Raw genomic sequence first — 17040 nt, forward strand, 5'->3', positions numbered from 1 at the left:
TTAAAATAATAATTATTTCCCACCAAACTCATTCCACCATTCCTTGTTTGGAACAGGAGCTTCAATCTTCATCAATTCTTTTTTTACAGGATGAATAAAGCTAAGGCTTCTGGCATGAAGTCCGATGCTACCATCACCGGTTGTGAGTTCAGAACCGTATTTTAAGTCACCCAGGATCGGACAACCTATACTTGAAAGCTGAACTCTGATCTGATGCGGCCTTCCTGTAATGGGCCGAACTTCAATCAGACTGAGTTCCTTCTTCCTGGAAATCAACCGATAACTCAGTTCAGAATGCTGAGCATCTGTTGTCTCTTTCTTAAAGGCAGTCGTTTTATTTTTCTTCTCATCCTTTCTTAACCAATGCACAAGCGTATCCTCAATTTTTGAAGGTCGTTGATCTGTAATGGCCCAATATATTTTCTCAGTTTCCCGTGACCGGAAAAGCTCATTCATCCTTGCAAGTGCTTTTGAAGTACGTGCAAAGACAACCACTCCGCTTACGGGTCGATCCAGGCGATGCACGACACCCAGAAACACTTCACCCGGCTTCCCATACTTTACTTTGATGTATTCCTTACCAATTTCGACCAGAGGCTTGTCACCGGTTTCATCACCCTGTACAAGCACACCTGAGGCCTTGTTGATGACAAGGAGATGGTTGTCTTCATAAAGAATGCTAAGAGGCTGGCTCAATGTGAGTGCAAAATTTTATTAAGCGAAGATAGTTAATCTAAGATTGGACATACTGAGTTCTGAAATACCAAACCTTAACCAACAGGCTAATCCTTAAACTCAGACGTAAAATGAAACTTGATATCTGGAAAATTATCCTGAACCATTTGAAGCCATGCTCTTGACTCGGCCATAAATACTACTTTACCATCCTTATCCCGGGCGATGTATCTCAGCTTTGAGTTTATAAATTCCTGGAGCTTGGTCTCACTGTCGCTGCTGATCCAGCAGGCTTTAAACATATTCTGTGATACAAATTCAACTGTTGCACTATACTCATGCTTTAAGCGGAATTGGATTACCTCAAACTGAAGTGCTCCAACGGTTCCAATTACTTTTCTGTTTCCAATATCAAACGTGAAAAGCTGAGCGACGCCTTCTTCCATTAGCTGAAGCAATCCTTTTTCAAGCTGCTTGCTTTTCATTGCATCCTTATTGATGACCTCTTTGAAGATCTCCGGAGAAAAACTTGGTATCCCGGTGTATTGATACTTCTCTCCCTCAGTAAGAGTGTCGCCGATCTTCAGATTTCCTGTATCATAGATCCCGACAATATCTCCCGGCCAGGCTTCATCAATTGTCTCCCGATCCTGCGCAAGGAATGCTGTTGCGTTGGAAAAACGGAAACTCTTTTCCTGCCTTACGTGATAGTAATTATTACCTCGCTCGAAAGTTCCTGAACAAACACGAACGAATGCGATCCGGTTTCTGTGCTTGGGATCCATGTTTGCGTGAATCTTAAAAACAAAACCGGAGAACTTTGCTTCTTCCGGAGGAATGACACGAACGGTCGTCTCACGGGGACGTGGAGTCGGAGCAATGCGGATAAAAGTGTCCAGCAATTCTTTAACACCAAAGTTATTTACGGCACTTCCGAAAAAAACAGGGGCAACAATACCATCCTGATACTTTTGAATATCAAAATCAGGATAAACACCCTCCACTAACTCAACATCCTGACGCAACTGTCTGGCATTATTCTCTCCAACAAGCTTGTCAATTTCTTCACTGTTGATATCATCTATCTGGATACCTTCCTGAACAACCGTCTTGCTGGGTGTAAACAGGTTCAGTGTTTTATCATAGAGATTATAAACTCCTTTAAAAGTCTTTCCCATGCTGATCGGCCAGCTAAGAGGCCGAACTTTGATACTCAGTTTTTCTTCGATCTCATCCAGCAGATCAAAAACATCCTGTCCTTCACGATCAAGTTTATTGATGAAGCAAATTACTGGTGTATTTCTCATTCGGCACACCTCCATCAATTTTTCAGTCTGAGACTCGACACCCTTCACACAATCAATGACCAGGATCACACTGTCCACAGCGGTAAGCGTACGGTATGTATCTTCGGCAAAGTCCTGGTGACCTGGAGTATCCAGTAAATTGATCTTAATATCCTGATAATTAAATCCCATAACAGAGGTTGCCACAGAGATACCTCTCTGCTTTTCAATCTCCATCCAATCACTTCGGGCGTGATCCTTTATTTTGGATGACTTGACGGCACCTGCTTTTTGTATGGCTCCCCCGAATAGCAAGAGCTTTTCAGTGAGGGTTGTTTTTCCTGCATCCGGGTGACTAATGATGCCAAACGTTCTTCGTTTAGCGATTTCCTGGCTAATATTCATAAGTAAAGTGCCGCAAAGGTATAGTCAAAAGGTGAAATCTGAACTTTGTTTTATAAAGTCTATGGAGTTATCTAATGGCTACTCTATAAATTGCACTCAAACAAAAGACCATTATGAATACAAGAAGATTCGGCCGAACGAACTGGAACATCAGTGAGATAGGATATGGCATGTGGGGACTTGCCGGATGGACTGGAAATGAAGAGGATGAAATAGAAAGAGCTCTTGAAAAATCGGTAGAGTTGGATTGCAATTTCTTTGACACAGCCTGGGGATATGGAGCAGGAAAAAGTGAACAGATCCTTGGAAAATTGCTTCGCAGACATCCAAATAAAAAGCTATATGCTGCCACGAAAATTCCTCCGATGAATTTCAAATGGCCATCAAAGCCTGAATACCGGATAGAGGATTGCTTTCCCGCTTCACACATTATTGAATACACTGAGAAGAGTTTAAAGAATCTGAATGTTGAAAGCATCGATCTCCAGCAATTTCATGTATGGGATGATCAATGGTCTGTTTCAGATGAATGGAAAGAAGCTGTTGCCAAATTGAAAAAAGAAGGAAAGATCAAAAGTATTGGGATTAGCGTGAATCGATGGGAACCTGAAAACGTTCTCAATACATTAAGAACAGGATTAATAGATTCCGTTCAGGTGATCTATAATATTTTTGATCAGGCGCCAGAGGATCATCTCTTTCCTCTCTGCAAGAAATTAGACATCGGGGTGATTGCAAGAGTACCTTTTGATGAAGGTACGCTCACCGGAACGATGACGAAAGACACTACTTTCCCAACAGATGATTGGCGATCAACTTATTTCGTTAAAGAGAATCTCATTTCAAGTGTGGAGCATGCTGATGCACTAAGACCACACATCCCGGCAGGAATGACAATGCCTGAACTTGCTTTGAAATTTATTTTACTCAACGATGATGTCCATACCACCATACCCGGGATGAGAAAAGTAAAAAATGTTGAAGCAAACATGGCAGCGAGCTCAGGTAGTAAGCTTGAAAAATCCCTTGCCCTCAAGTTGAAAAGTCATCGGTGGGATCGTACCACAACCGAATGGTCGCAATAGTTTAAACAAGTATTGATTTAAACTTAGAAGGATCGCTCAGCGTCTTTGATATTCCTTTCGTGACAGATAACAAAGGATGTTGATCAATATGGGTTTTAAGTCCAATGGTTGTTTCAAGGCGTTCTTTCAAGCCTCTCAGCAATGCACCACCACCTGTAACATAAATTCCATTGGAATAAATATCGCCGGCCAGTTCCGGAGGACATGTTTCAAGTGTTTGAACAATACTCTCCTCTATTGATGTAATTGATTTGTTCAACACCTCTGCAATCTCCTTGTGGTCAGTCTGCCTGTTTACAGGAATCCCCTCAAGGATATCCTTTCCCCTCACCATCATGGGCGCTGGAGGATTGACAATATCATTCATCACGGCTCCCACCTGAATTTTGATCTGCTCCGCAGTTCTTAAACCAATAGACATTCCATGATGTCTTCGAAAGAAATCCTGGATCTCTTCATTAAATATATCTCCGGCAACGCGACTGGATTGAAATACTGCTATCCCCGAAAGGGATATAACAACGATCTCAGTGATGCCGCCACCGATGTCTACGATCATTTTACCATCAGGCTCACGAATGTTAAGTCCCATGCCCATTGCCGCGGCAAGTGGCTCGAATAGAAGAAAGGATTTTCTTGCATTGAATTGGTCGAGTGTATCACGCAAAGCCCTGCGCTCTACTTCCGTAGTTGAATATGGAACTCCGGAAATGATCGTATCGAAACCTCTCAGACGGGTAGATCGTGCATAGATCTTCGATACCATCTCACGAATCATCCTGGAAGCAGATTCATAGTCAGCGATCACTCCACGCACAAGTGGTTTAACTGTCTTTAAATTATAGTGACTTTTTTCAAAAATCGTATAAGCGTCGTTCCCTACTGCCTTCACTGAATTATTTTCCCTATCAAATACTATGTAGGATGCCTGCGACAAAAGAATATTCTCTTTATCAGTTAAAAGAGTATTGTCGTTTCCGAGATCAATGGCGAAGCTCTTGGTTTTAAATAGATTCATAAAAATTGTATTGATGAATAAATGTAAAAGGAATAGCCGTGAGAGTACAGATTGCGCTATTATAAATTCATTATTGTAAGAATTCATTAAAACGCTTCTGGACCATCCCTTTCCAACATCAGTTTATAGAGCATGACGGCTTATTTAATGCACCCGGCATTTTTCCTAAAAAGTCATCATTTTCATTATAAATCCAAGGTTTTCCTGCCATTGTGTCACTTTTGAGCCTAAAAAGCCTATTGGCATAACCATTGATTAAGGAGGAGAGACCAGACTAAAAACAACTAGAAATATCATGGGAAAAATAATAGGAATAGACTTAGGAACGACCAACTCCTGCGTTGCCGTAATGGAAGGCAGCGAGCCGGTGGTCATTGCCAACAGCGAGGGAAGAAGGACAACACCTTCGATCGTCGCATTTTTAGATAACGGAAAAGGTGAACGCAAAGTGGGAGATCCTGCAAAGCGTCAGGCTATCACCAATCCAAAGAACACCGTTTCTTCCATCAAGCGTTTTATGGGGAAAAAATTCGCCGAAGTAAGTGGCGAAATGAAGATGGTAAGCTACGGAGTTGAAAGTGGAAGCAACGACACAGTGCGTGTTCGCATCGGTGATCGCTTATATACACCTCAGGAATTATCTGCAATGATCCTTCAGAAAATGAAGAGCACAGCAGAAGATTATCTTGGAACAACTGTTACCGAGGCAATCGTTACAGTTCCAGCATACTTTAATGATGCTGAACGTCAGGCAACAAAAGAAGCCGGACAGATCGCAGGTCTTGATGTAAAACGTATTATCAACGAACCGACAGCAGCAGCACTTGCTTACGGTCTTGATAAGAAAAGCAAAGACATGAAGATCGCTGTGTATGACCTTGGTGGTGGTACATTCGACGTGTCAATCCTTGAATTGGGAGATGGTGTATTTGAAGTGAAGTCAACCAATGGTGATGTTCACCTTGGTGGTGACGACTTTGATATGCGCATCATGAACTGGCTTGCTGATGAATTCAAGTCAGATAAGAATATTGATTTAAGAAAAGATCCAATGGCGCTTCAACGCCTGAAGGAAGCAGCAGAAAAAGCCAAGATTGAATTATCAAGCTCGCAGGAGACTGAAATCAATCTTCCTTACATCACTTCTGTGGATGGTGTACCTGAGCACTTGGTAAGAAAACTCAGCCGCGCAAAGTTTGAACAACTTTGTGATGACTTGATCAAGAGAACATTGGAGCCATGCCGCAAAGCGGTTGCTGACTCAGGTGTTTCTGTTGGACAAATTGATGAAGTGATCCTGGTAGGAGGTTCTACCCGTATCCCAAGAATTCAGGAAGAAGTAGAAAAATTCTTCGGCAAGAAACCATCCAAGGGAGTTAATCCTGATGAAGTGGTAGCAGTAGGTGCTGCGATCCAGGGTGGTGTATTGACAGGAGAAGTTAAGGATGTGTTATTGCTGGATGTTACTCCACTTTCATTGGGTATCGAAACAATGGGTGGTGTATTCACGAAGCTCATTGAATCCAACACAACGATTCCTTCAAAGAAATCAGAAGTGTTTTCAACAGCATCTGATAGTCAGCCATCTGTAGAAATACATGTATTGCAAGGCGAGCGCGAGATGGCGCAATACAATCGTACGATCGGAAGATTCCACCTGGATGGAATTCCTCCAGCACCGCGCGGTATGCCAAAGATTGAAGTAACATTTGATGTGGATGCGAATGGTATCCTTCATGTGTCTGCAAAAGATCAGGGTACTGGCAAAGAGCAGAAGATCAGAATTGAAGCTTCCAGCGGTTTAACCGATGCGGAAATTCAAAAGATGAAGCAGGAGGCACAAGCCAATGCAGAATCTGATAAGAAGGAAAAGGAAAAGATCGAAAAGATCAACGCGGCTGATTCACTCATCTTCCAGACTGAAAAACAGTTGAAAGAATTTGGTGATAAACTTTCAGAAGGAAACAAGACCGCCATCAACGGTGGACTTGAAAAATTGAAGGAAGCACATAAGGGTCAGGACATCACAGCGATTGAAAGCGCTATGGAAGCTCTTAACGCTGCGTGGCAGGCTGCTTCTCAGGAAATCTATGCAGCATCTGGTGCAGGTGCAGCAGGTGGTCCTCAGGCAGGTGCTCCAACCGATGGCGGCAACACAGGTGGTGCAACTACCGGAAGTGCTGATGCAACGGATGTAGAGTTTGAGGAAGTAAAGAAGTAATTCAGAATAGATTAAAGAACAAAAGCGCTCCGGGAAACTGGAGCGCTTTTTTTATATCAGTTAGCAATAGATCTCAACAATAACTTCCATTTCTTAATGAACCTCAACTATACATTTCCCGTTCTTGTCTTCTGATAAGTAAGGGGGCTATAGGTTCTTTTTGGAATACCTGGAATGCCTGGATAGCAAAAGTTAGGAAGTCTAAAACCTAATAATTTGCTCAGTTGCACACTTTTTTGAGTGTGCACCACCGTTTCCAGCATCAATTCAACGAAAATCACTCAAAAGCACGGTCGACCCACGGTCACCCCACGGTCACTCCACGGTCACCCCCCTCGATTTAAGGGGAAGACCAGGCAATGGAACTGGGTAAGAGCTGTGAAGCAGGCCTTTTCATTGGGAAGGGATCAGAGAAGATTGCACTAATTTGAAGACGCAGGATCGAGCTGGATTATCAGTCTCAGGACTAAAATGATTAATCAGTACATTAGGGCCAGATGGACTGTGCTGACGATTGCTGTATCGTTTATAAATATCTTTCAGCGTGAAAATTAAAGATGCTTTAACAGAAGTTCTGGATGTCGATCATGGTTTAGTAAAGACATTTCTCACACTTCTATACAATCCCAAAAAAGTACTCGATAACACTGCTGCCTATACAAGCCCACTGAGGTTTTCCCTTATTTTAACATCGATCGGATGTGCCATTCTTCTGTTCACCGTGAAGATCTTTTCTGATAGCGATGATTTTACGTGGGCAATTCCACGACGTGTATTTGAAACAAGAGAATCATACTCGAACTTTAACGACTCTTTCAAATCTGCAATCTTTCTTATTGAGATCGTTCCAGTATTCTACCTGACATTACTTATCATAAATCTCAAATGGCAGAAGATCAGATCACAAAGCCTGCCGATAAGTCTTTATATCATCTCTGAGTCAGTCTTCATAGTAACCTTCTTCTCAGCTATTGCTGAAATAGCCTTATCGGATACGACTTCCGCCACTATGACGACCTATACGTTATTCTGGATGATTCCGACTTTTGCATATCTGCTCTTTTCATTAAGTGTTATTCACGAACAAAAGTTTAAGGGTGTATTGAAATCAGTGTTGATCGTTTCAATCACTTTCTTCCTTTACTCCTTTGTGGCGGATCCGTTTTTTCAATTCGCTTATCATCGGATGGTGAATGGCAAACACCTGATATATCATACAACAGTGACGTCTGATTTTAAACCTCAGGAGATCTCCTATGAAATTGAAGGCCCTCCTCCATCAGCGCTTGCAATGCGAAATGACACCCTGGAAGTATTTTTAGATGGCGCTCCTTACCATTCGAAGATTATTACCACCCGAGGTATCATGGGAGGAAGCCTCTACGAATTCCAGGTAAAGAACTATTTTCTTTTAGCGAATCAAGTCTCTGTCGCTTTTGGGGAGCCGGTCAATAATCACCTGCCTGTTGATATCCGATTGAACGATCAGCACAAGAACTTTCAGATTGAAATCCGTGATCAAACAACTATACTTTATAATGGTGTAACTCAGGACAGCGCTGGAACTTTTATCATTTTAAGCGCAGGATATCAGCAAAGTTCAACGGGGACACGGCCCTATTTAAATATTCAAAAACTTTTAAATCATCATGGAGATCTCACCATGGATCGCTCTGCAAGGATCGACAGTGTTTTTCCATTTCCACATCATGGCTTCTACAAGGCAATTGTCACTGATTCTCTCATTTCAGTTATGGATTATAATAGTCCGGCAGCCTCAACAGAAAACGTATTCAATGCAACACTGACCGTTCCATCAGAAGTGTCTAAAATGACACTGAGAACATTTTCGTATAACAATCGATTTATTGAAAAATGGTCCAATGTTATCTATGAAAAAGAAACACGGTACTCTCCGACTTTCAGGGCACATCTGATTACAGGTCCTGGTAAGGATCTATATTCAATTTATACTGTTCCCAATGACACGAATGTGTGCATCTTCATCCATTCATTAAACATCGGATCCGGTAAGGTTAACTTCTTCAGGAAAATCAACCCTCAAAATGATGAGGTATTTATTCAAAAAGCGGCGTGTGATAAAGACGGGCTCTATCTCGGTGGAAGAATCGGTAATCTGTTTGCGGGTAATCCTTTTCAGAAATCTTATACGCTGGCGACCTTGATGAAGCTTGACATAATTACAGGCAGCACTATTAAAACCATAAATTATGGGAGCACTTATAACGGTGCTTATTCCTTTTTTGGAGATTTTTCAACCACTCCAGATCACCTGATCTTATCCATGAGAACTGATACTTTCCCTTTTGGCTTCTTCGATAATGTCAATCGAAAATTAATAATCATAGACAAGAAGGACTTATAATTAGATCCCTCAATTATTAGTAGCTCATTGCTCCTAATTCCTAACTATAATTTATCTTTGTGGCCCTTTAAATGGGTCGAGTATGTTGATAATGAAATTTGGTGGTACGTCGGTTGGCAAACCAGAGCGTTTGAAAACGATAGCAGAGCTGGTTCTTCGTACGCCTGGAAAGAAAATTGTTGTGCTTTCTGCTCTCAGTGGAACTACCAATACCCTTGTGAAGATTGGTGAACACTTGTTAGCCGGCAAAAAAAGTGAAGCAGAGAAAGAGATCAGTCAGCTCGAAAAGCACTATATACAATACGCAACTGAATTATATTCTTCACCTGAATACACTGCCATAGGTCAGGATATTGTAAGCCGATACTTCAGTCTGATCCGTCTTCTGGCAGCAGGAGCATTTGATGACCGCAGCAATCGTGAGCTTCTTGCACAGGGAGAGCTTGCCTCAACAGAGTTCTTCTATTATTATCTCCGTCAGCAGAAAGTAGATTCGAGATTACTTCCTGCGCTTCATTTTATGTCAATTGATGAAAATCAGGAACCTGAATTGGAGAAGATCAGCGAACGACTGAAGGCGCTTCTCCCGTCTATGAGTCATCTTGATGTTCTTATCACGCAAGGATACATCTGCCGCAATCATCGCAATGAAATTGATAACCTGAAACGAGGCGGAAGTGATTATACTGCTTCTCTAATCGGTGCTGGTATACGCGCAGAAGAAATCCAGATCTGGACTGACATCGATGGAATGCACAATAATGATCCGCGTGTTGTGAAGAAAACCATGCCGATTGCAGAGCTCACGTTCGACGAAGCATCAGAGCTTGCCTATTTCGGTGCAAAGATCCTGCATCCTTCTACCATTGTACCTGCGCAGAAGTATGGAGTGCCTGTGCGTCTCAAGAATACCATGGATGAAAAGGCCTTCGGTACCCTTATCAGCAACAAAGGAACCAGCGGACAATTCAAAGCCATTGCTGCAAAAGATGGTATCATTGCGATTAACATTAAATCTTCCCGAATGCTTCTTGCGTTTGGTTTCTTACGCCGTGTGTTTGAGGTGTTTGAAAAATACAAGACATCGATCGATATGATCTCAACATCCGAGGTTGCGGTTTCAGTCACCATTGATGATGCCAGCCACTTATCAGAAATCACTGGAGAACTCGAAAATTTCGGTATCATTGAAGTGGACAAAAATCAGTCAATCATTTGTGTGGTGGGCAATCGGCTTGCTGAAAAGGAGGGTGTATTGAAAGAGGTATTTCAATCGCTTGCAGATGTCCCTGTCCGCATGGTTTCCTACGGTGGAAGTCATAATAACATCTCCATTCTGGTGGATACTGCACAAAAAGAAAAATCCTTACGACTGTTAAATCAGGGGCTTTTTAACCTTGGGGAATAGCAATTTTCCCATGTTAAACCGCTTATAAGATTTAGTCAGAATTAATATGCTTGGACTCTGAAAAGGGGTTTTTTGGTTTATCTTTACTTACGACCTAAAACCGTTCTCTCATGGAAGTCTTCATTGTCATCATCTTCATAGTTGGCTACTTCGCCATCGCACTGGAGCATCCCATCAAAATCAATAAAACCGCATCAGCCTTATTGACGGGTGTGTTATGCTGGACTATTTATGCGTTATCCTCGGATGATAAAGAACATGTAGGACTTCAACTCGGCGAGCATCTCAGTCAGATCTCTTCTATTCTGTTTTTCCTGCTTGGAGCAATGACGATTGTAGAATTAGTCGATGCTTACCAGGGTTTCCGATTAATCACCGATAAGATTCAAACAAAAAATGCAGTAAAGCTTTTGTGGCTTATCTGTTTGGTGACTTTCTTTCTATCCTCCATACTCGACAATCTTACAACTGCAATAGTAATGGTGTCACTCATCCGCAAGTTGATTCCATCGAAAGATATGCGAATGTTTTTTGCAGGTATGATTGTGATCGCTGCAAATGCCGGTGGCGCGTGGACGCCTATCGGGGATGTTACTACTACCATGCTTTGGATTGGCGGACAGATCTCTACTGGAAATATTATTAAAGTACTTTTTATTCCAAGCATGGTCTGCATGCTTGTTCCGTTGCTTTATCTAACGTTTACAATGAAGGGAAGCCTGGGTGAGGCTCCTAAGGAAGACGAAAACGGAGGCGATGAAAAAGAGAACATCAAGGGAAGCAACATCATGCTTTTTCTTGGAGTAGGAGCTTTGGTTTTTGTTCCTGCTTTCAAGACGATCACCCATCTTCCTCCTTATATCGGAATGTTGCTGGGACTAGGAGTATTGTGGGTAGTTTCTGAATTAATCAATCCACATGCTGATGAGACATTGAGAAAACCTTATACTGCAGCGGGCGCTCTTCAACGCATTGATACTTCAAGTGTCCTTTTCTTTTTGGGGATTTTGTTAGCTGTAGCTGCCCTTGAGTCGATGGAAATCCTTCATCACTTTGCTGTCTGGTTAGATTCTACAGTAGGAAGCCAGTCAGTGATCATCACACTTATTGGAATGCTTTCCGCGATTGTGGATAATGTTCCATTGGTAGCTGCCAGTATGGGAATGTACAGCATGGATACATATCCCATGGATCACTTCATATGGGAATATCTTGCTTATTGTGCAGGAACAGGAGGTAGCATTCTGATCATTGGTTCTGCAGCAGGAGTTGCTGTGATGGGAATGGAAAAAATCGATTTCATCTGGTATATGAAACGAATCAGTCTCATTGCTTTACTTGGATACTTTGCCGGATGCGGATCATACCTCTTGATCTACAACCTCATGCATTAGTTTGAAAGAGGGGATTTCCTGTCGATCCTGAATGAAAATCCTGTTGATAAAAACAGGTTGTTTACTTTTTCCACTCTACTCAACCCGGCAGAAATATCAATTTGCAATTGCGGAGCGAGCAGGTAAGTAAATCCTCCATCAAAGCCATGCTCTCCTGGCCATCCATCTGGCATATAGTTAAAATACTCAATGAACATACCTACTCTTTCTGTCGGGAGGTAATTGAAACAAAAAGAGGCTGTGAAATAATTTTTCTGACGGACATGATCCCAGAGAAAACCAATGTTATAGTTGATTGCCGTGTTGGGATAGAAATCATTTTGGAATAATAGAAGAAATTCAGGGCCAACATTCATCTTTGTTGATGCGCCAATCGGCACGATAACATTCATCAGGATGTCGATCTCCGGCAATCCATGATACTGCTTAACAATACTAAGCTTGACACCCAGTGATACAGGTGATATCTCATTGTAGGGGACAGCTTCTGTTCTATCCAAAAATTGCTTTGAGCTAATCCTTAATTCGGCACTTTTTGAAAGGCCTGTGCGAAAAAGTACGATCGGCAAATGATACTGTTCACCATTATATCTTTTGAAATAATCAAAACCCACTTCAAATTGAAAGTGACCAGGAGCAACTGTAAAGGGAGTCTCTGCCACGCCCGGTCGATCCACGGTAAGTTCATTCAGCTTGCTTTGAGAAGCAGCGCTGATAACATTCAACAAACAAATAGCGATAAATAAAAACCTTCCCATACAAAAAAAATAGAATCACAGAGGATTGAAACCGGAGCTGATCAATCTAACAGGCGTGATGCATACGCCAGCAGGGAAGAATTCTAAAGTACGAGAATGTTGTGATCGAGAAATAATTTGGGAGAGGGCTTACTGCACGAAATTATTTGCAGAAAACTATGCGCCTGTACAAAGCTGACAGTGGAGAAGATCGCTTGACTTATATGATAAACGGGAAATTCATTTGATACGATAGAGTTAGAAGCGCTTAAACTTACCACCTGACGAAATTCATGAAGGTCAACTTCAGAGTCCTCACTGAAATCATAACCCATTTCTGTTGGAAGATCATCAGGCTGAACCATAAAATCATTCGGCGAAGAATATCCTGTTGATGATAAAAGCACCATGAGGATAAAGCCAATAGAAAGTATTTTTTTCACTATTTAAATTTAATGATTATTCAATCGATAATAAACCTCTCAAAAGATCATCCAGTAAAATCATTCTTAAAACATATACCCAAGCCGGACACCAGCCGTCCATTGAGTTCCGTTGGCAACCCCATTTGCATAGAGATTTGTAAACGTTTCTGTGTACACAAAGTGTACCTGAAATAAGCTACCACCACCGCCTGAATCAATGTCAAACCCAATCGAGCCCTGAATGCCAAATTGATTTCGCTCATAGTTCTCCGTTACAAAATTATAAGGATGAAATCCATCTATTATGCTTTGGTACGTCTGATTTACGCGTGACATGTGGATCAATGTTGGCCCTACAGCCCCACTCAATCTCATTCCTTGCTGAAGAAAATCTTTTGGAGTGCGGATCAAAATTGTCAACGGAAATTCAATAGTGCTGAATCTTAATCGTTCCAGATGAGTAGAGTCAGGATCACCACTTCTATATCCTTCAGGAGTATTGACAAAAACCCAGGGATGAGAAAAAGCTCCACCTGTAACATCAGTGCCATTAATACCTGCACCACGTTGCTGAAATCCAACACCTAATCCGATTCCGAGCCATTTATTAAAATAATACTCAGCCCTGAAATTAAATCCAATGGATGGTTTGATGAAGTAAGTGGCTTGCGTCTCTCCATAAATCGAACTGAAATACTGATTGAAGCTAATCCCAACATGGAATTTTTTGTCGTTGGCATCCTCCAATTCTCCATCCCTTATAATCTTCTCTTTCAGCGATTGCTGAGAGAATCCAGAATGAGAAAGCAGCACTATAAAAGCAAATGCTGCAAGACAGGTAATTTTTTTCATATCACTTACAATTAACTTCATTTTCCAACTTTATGCCCTGTACTCTTATTCCACAGTTGATAGATAGCTGGCAATGTCACCAGCGTAAGAATGGTGGCAGAGATTAATCCACAAATCACAACAACCGCCAAAGGCTTTTGTGTCTCCGATCCTATCCCCGTTGACAACGCCGCAGGCAGCAATCCTAAGCCCGCCATCAATGCTGTCATGACAACAGGACGAACACGGGTCATCGCTCCTTCAATAATGGCTTCTTTCAATTCCAGTCCCTGATCATACATTTTATTAAATACATCTACCATGATCACACCATTCTGAACACAGACACCAAAGAGTGCTATGAATCCAACTCCTGCTGAGATGCTGAAATTGATTCCCCCAAAGTAGAGACCCAGGATCCCTCCGATTAAAGCAAAAGGCACATTCAGCAAAACGATACCAGCATACTTCAATGAATTGAACATGAAGAACAACCACATAAAGATCAACGTAATGGAAATCGGCACTACAATTTTTAATTGATTAGTGGCCCGCACCTGGTTTTCAAATTCACCATTCCACGTCATCTGATATCCCTTACCAAGCTTCACAGCTGCACCAACTTTCCCCTGTGCTTCTGCAATGGTGCTTCCCAGATCGCGCCCGCGAACGGAGAATTTAATCGGAATGAATCGTTGATTAGCCTCACGATAAACAAAGGCGGGTCCCGTCTGACGAATGATATCAGCTATTTCTGACATAGGAATTTTTGTTCCATTGGTACACGGAACCATCAGCTTACCAATCTCCTTTTCTGATTTTCTATATTCAGGAGAGAAGCGAACGCGAATATCAAATCTTCTTTCACCTTCATAAAAAGTAGAAACCTTCTTTCCGCCAACAGCCATCTCGATCAGGTTATTGGCCTCAACCACATTTGCACCGTAGCGAGCCATCTTGAGTCGATTCAGCTCAACGCGTAATTCAGGCTGACCCAGGCTTTTAAAAATCCCCAGATCCTGAACGCCACGAATCGTTGCCATTATATTTCTTACGCTATCAGCTTTTCGCTCCAGCACAACAAAGTCATCACCAAAAATCTTGATCGCCATTTCACCCTTTACACCTGAAACAGCCTCCTGAACGTTGTCTGAAATAGGTTGGGAAAATCCAAAGACGATACCCGGAAACTCAGCAAGCAATTTATCCTGCATGTCCTTGATGATCTCTTCTTTTGAAACGCCGCGTGTCCAATCATCTTTTGGATATAAATCGACGAAGAACTCAACATTGAAGAATCCGGTTGGATCCGTTCCATCATTTGGACGACCATTCTGTGAAATGACACCCTTCACTTCGGGATACTTTGTAAATATCTGACGCATCTCACCCGAGATCACATTTGCTCTTGAGAACGTGATGCTTTGAGGCATACTTGCTCTTACATAAATTGAACCTTCATTCAATTGCGGAAGAAATTCTGTTCCCAGCTGACCACCGATTCCAAGACTCACAAGCAACAGAGCAACAGAAAGTCCAATGCTCAGTTTAGGTTTTGAAAGCGACCATTCAAGAGCTGGTTTGTAAACTCTCTCAAGTGATTTAACGAGGATATTATCACGCTCTCTTACATTCTTCTTCAATAATATCTGACATAGTACAGGAACAAGAGTGAGCGTAAAGATCAATGCTCCGGCCAATGCAAACCCAATGGTGTAAGCCAATGGACTGAACATCTTACCCTCCACTTTTTGGAATGCAAAAATTGGCAAGAGAGCAGTGATAATGATAAGCTTGGAGTATAAAATAGGCTTACCCATTTCAACTGAAATTCTTTTAACCATACCCATTTTTGCCATGGGATTGAATTTGGCGAGACCTAATTCATGCTGCCTATGCGCGAGATAAACAAAGACTCCTTCCACCATCACCACCGCACCATCAATGATAATTCCGAAGTCAATAGCACCAATAGAAAGAAGATTGGCAGACATGCCTTTGATCTTCATACAAATGAATGCAAACAGCAGCGCCAGCGGAATGATGATCGCCACGATAACGGTTGTTCTCCAGTCCAAGAGGAAAATGGAAAGAATGAAGGTTACTAATAACATTCCCACTATCAGATTCTCCATGACCGTATGAGTGGTCAGGTTAACAAGAGTCGTGCGATCATAAAAAACTTTGATCTTTACGCCATCCGGCAATACTCTGCCGTTAAGATCGTCGATGGTAGTATTAAGAAGCTGAAGAACCTCACTTGGATTTTCTCCCTTGCGAAGAAGAACAATACCCTCCACAACATCCTGTTCATCTCCACGTCCGACTTTCCCAAGTCTTGGCTTATAGGATTCTGTAACCTCAGCAACATCTTTCACGAAAATGGGTGTTCCATTTATGTTCTTAACGATGATTGTTTCGATGTCGGACATTTTTTTGATCAGACCCAGGCCCCGAACTAAAAATGTCTGTGGACCACTTTCTATTACGTCACCTCCGACGTTTCCATTGTTTTCCTGGACGGCATCAAAAACATCTTCAGCTGAGAATTGATAAGCAATGAGGCGATTGGGATCCAATGTCACCTCGAAGATCTTTACCTCACCACCAAAGCTGATCACATCAGCAACGCCTGAAACTCCTTTTAGCCTTTTATCAATTACCCAATCCTGAATCTCTTTAAGTTCACGTATTGACTTGCCTTCTCCTGCAAGAGTGTACCGGTAAATTTCTCCGGTTGGTCCGGAGGGAGGCTGAACTTCTGCTTCCGCACCATCAGGCAAAGTGACGTTCTCGATTTGATTATACACTACCTGGCGTGCATAGAAATCATCTACATCATCATCGAAAAAGATCGTTACAACCGAAAGACCGAAAAGTGAAATCGAACGGAGGCTTGTCTTTTTTGGAACAACATTCAACTCCATTTCTACAGGAATGGTGACGAACTTTTCCATTTCTTCGGCACTTCTTCCAGGCCACTGGGTAATGATAACAACACGGGTGTTGATCACATCGGGAAATGCTTCAATAGGCGTCGCTAAAAAACTGCGAATACCCAGCGCGACGATAACGAAGGTTCCCATAAAAACAATCATCTTGTTCTTAAGAGAGAATGTTATGATCGACTTGATAAATTTATTCATGAGTATGAGTCGTGCTGTGAAAC

At 42.0% G+C, this 17040-nt stretch carries 12 protein-coding genes; 5 read left to right on the forward strand and 7 right to left on the reverse strand.

The annotated features are described in order from the left end of the window. Positions 1-12: 12 nt before the first annotated feature. Both HOP08_07145 and HOP08_07150 read right to left on the reverse strand, forming a co-directional pair. Positions 13-696, reverse strand: coding sequence for an RluA family pseudouridine synthase (locus HOP08_07145; GenBank protein ID NOT74688.1), 684 nt, complete (start codon positions 694-696; stop codon positions 13-15). A gap of 86 nt (positions 697-782) precedes the next feature. Then, positions 783-2366: a peptide chain release factor 3 gene (locus tag HOP08_07150; GenBank protein ID NOT74689.1), complete on the reverse strand. Its 1584-nt coding sequence runs from the start codon at positions 2364-2366 to the stop codon at positions 783-785. A gap of 113 nt (positions 2367-2479) precedes the next feature. On the opposite strand from HOP08_07150, the gene HOP08_07155 reads away from it, so the two are divergent. Then, positions 2480-3451, forward strand: coding sequence for an aldo/keto reductase (locus HOP08_07155; GenBank protein NOT74690.1), 972 nt, complete (start codon positions 2480-2482; stop codon positions 3449-3451). Between the two features lies 1 nt (position 3452). On the opposite strand, the gene HOP08_07160 is transcribed toward HOP08_07155, so the two are convergent. Next, positions 3453-4469, reverse strand: a complete 1017-nt coding sequence (locus HOP08_07160; protein ID NOT74691.1) for a rod shape-determining protein — start codon at positions 4467-4469, stop codon at positions 3453-3455. Positions 4470-4764: 295 nt separating this feature from the next. Between HOP08_07160 and dnaK the strand changes: the two genes are divergently transcribed. The 4 genes from dnaK (at position 4765) to nhaD (ending at position 11878) form a co-directional block, all read left to right on the forward strand. After that, positions 4765-6690 carry a molecular chaperone DnaK gene (gene dnaK, locus HOP08_07165; protein NOT74692.1) on the forward strand — a complete coding sequence of 642 codons (1926 nt, stop codon included), beginning with the start codon at positions 4765-4767 and terminating at the stop codon, positions 6688-6690. Between the two features lie 544 nt (positions 6691-7234). After that, positions 7235-9076, forward strand: a complete 1842-nt coding sequence (locus tag HOP08_07170; GenBank protein ID NOT74693.1) for a hypothetical protein — start codon at positions 7235-7237, stop codon at positions 9074-9076. A gap of 82 nt (positions 9077-9158) precedes the next feature. Further along, complete coding sequence (locus HOP08_07175) at positions 9159-10484, forward strand: aspartate kinase (protein NOT74694.1); 1326 nt, start codon at positions 9159-9161, stop codon at positions 10482-10484. A 110-nt stretch (positions 10485-10594) separates the two neighbouring features. Continuing rightward, a complete protein-coding gene (nhaD, locus tag HOP08_07180; GenBank protein NOT74695.1) occupies positions 10595-11878 on the forward strand; it encodes a sodium:proton antiporter NhaD in 1284 nt (427 codons plus the stop codon). Here the strand turns inward: nhaD and HOP08_07185 are convergent. The 4 genes from HOP08_07185 to HOP08_07200 form a co-directional block, all read right to left on the reverse strand. Then, positions 11875-12636, reverse strand: coding sequence for a transporter (locus HOP08_07185; GenBank protein NOT74696.1), 762 nt, complete (start codon positions 12634-12636; stop codon positions 11875-11877). The two genes, nhaD and HOP08_07185, sit on opposite strands and share 4 nt — an antisense overlap. A gap of 83 nt (positions 12637-12719) precedes the next feature. Further along, positions 12720-13058: a hypothetical protein gene (locus HOP08_07190; GenBank protein ID NOT74697.1), complete on the reverse strand. Its 339-nt coding sequence runs from the start codon at positions 13056-13058 to the stop codon at positions 12720-12722. A gap of 66 nt (positions 13059-13124) precedes the next feature. After that, positions 13125-13892 (reverse strand): outer membrane beta-barrel protein, encoded by a 768-nt coding sequence (locus HOP08_07195; GenBank protein ID NOT74698.1) that lies wholly within the window; start codon positions 13890-13892, stop codon positions 13125-13127. Between the two features lie 17 nt (positions 13893-13909). Further along, positions 13910-17017: an efflux RND transporter permease subunit gene (locus HOP08_07200; protein NOT74699.1), complete on the reverse strand. Its 3108-nt coding sequence runs from the start codon at positions 17015-17017 to the stop codon at positions 13910-13912. Between the last annotated feature and the right edge of the window lie 23 nt (positions 17018-17040).

The organism is Cyclobacteriaceae bacterium (assembly GCA_013141055.1).
Classification (GTDB): domain Bacteria; phylum Bacteroidota; class Bacteroidia; order Cytophagales; family Cyclobacteriaceae; genus ELB16-189.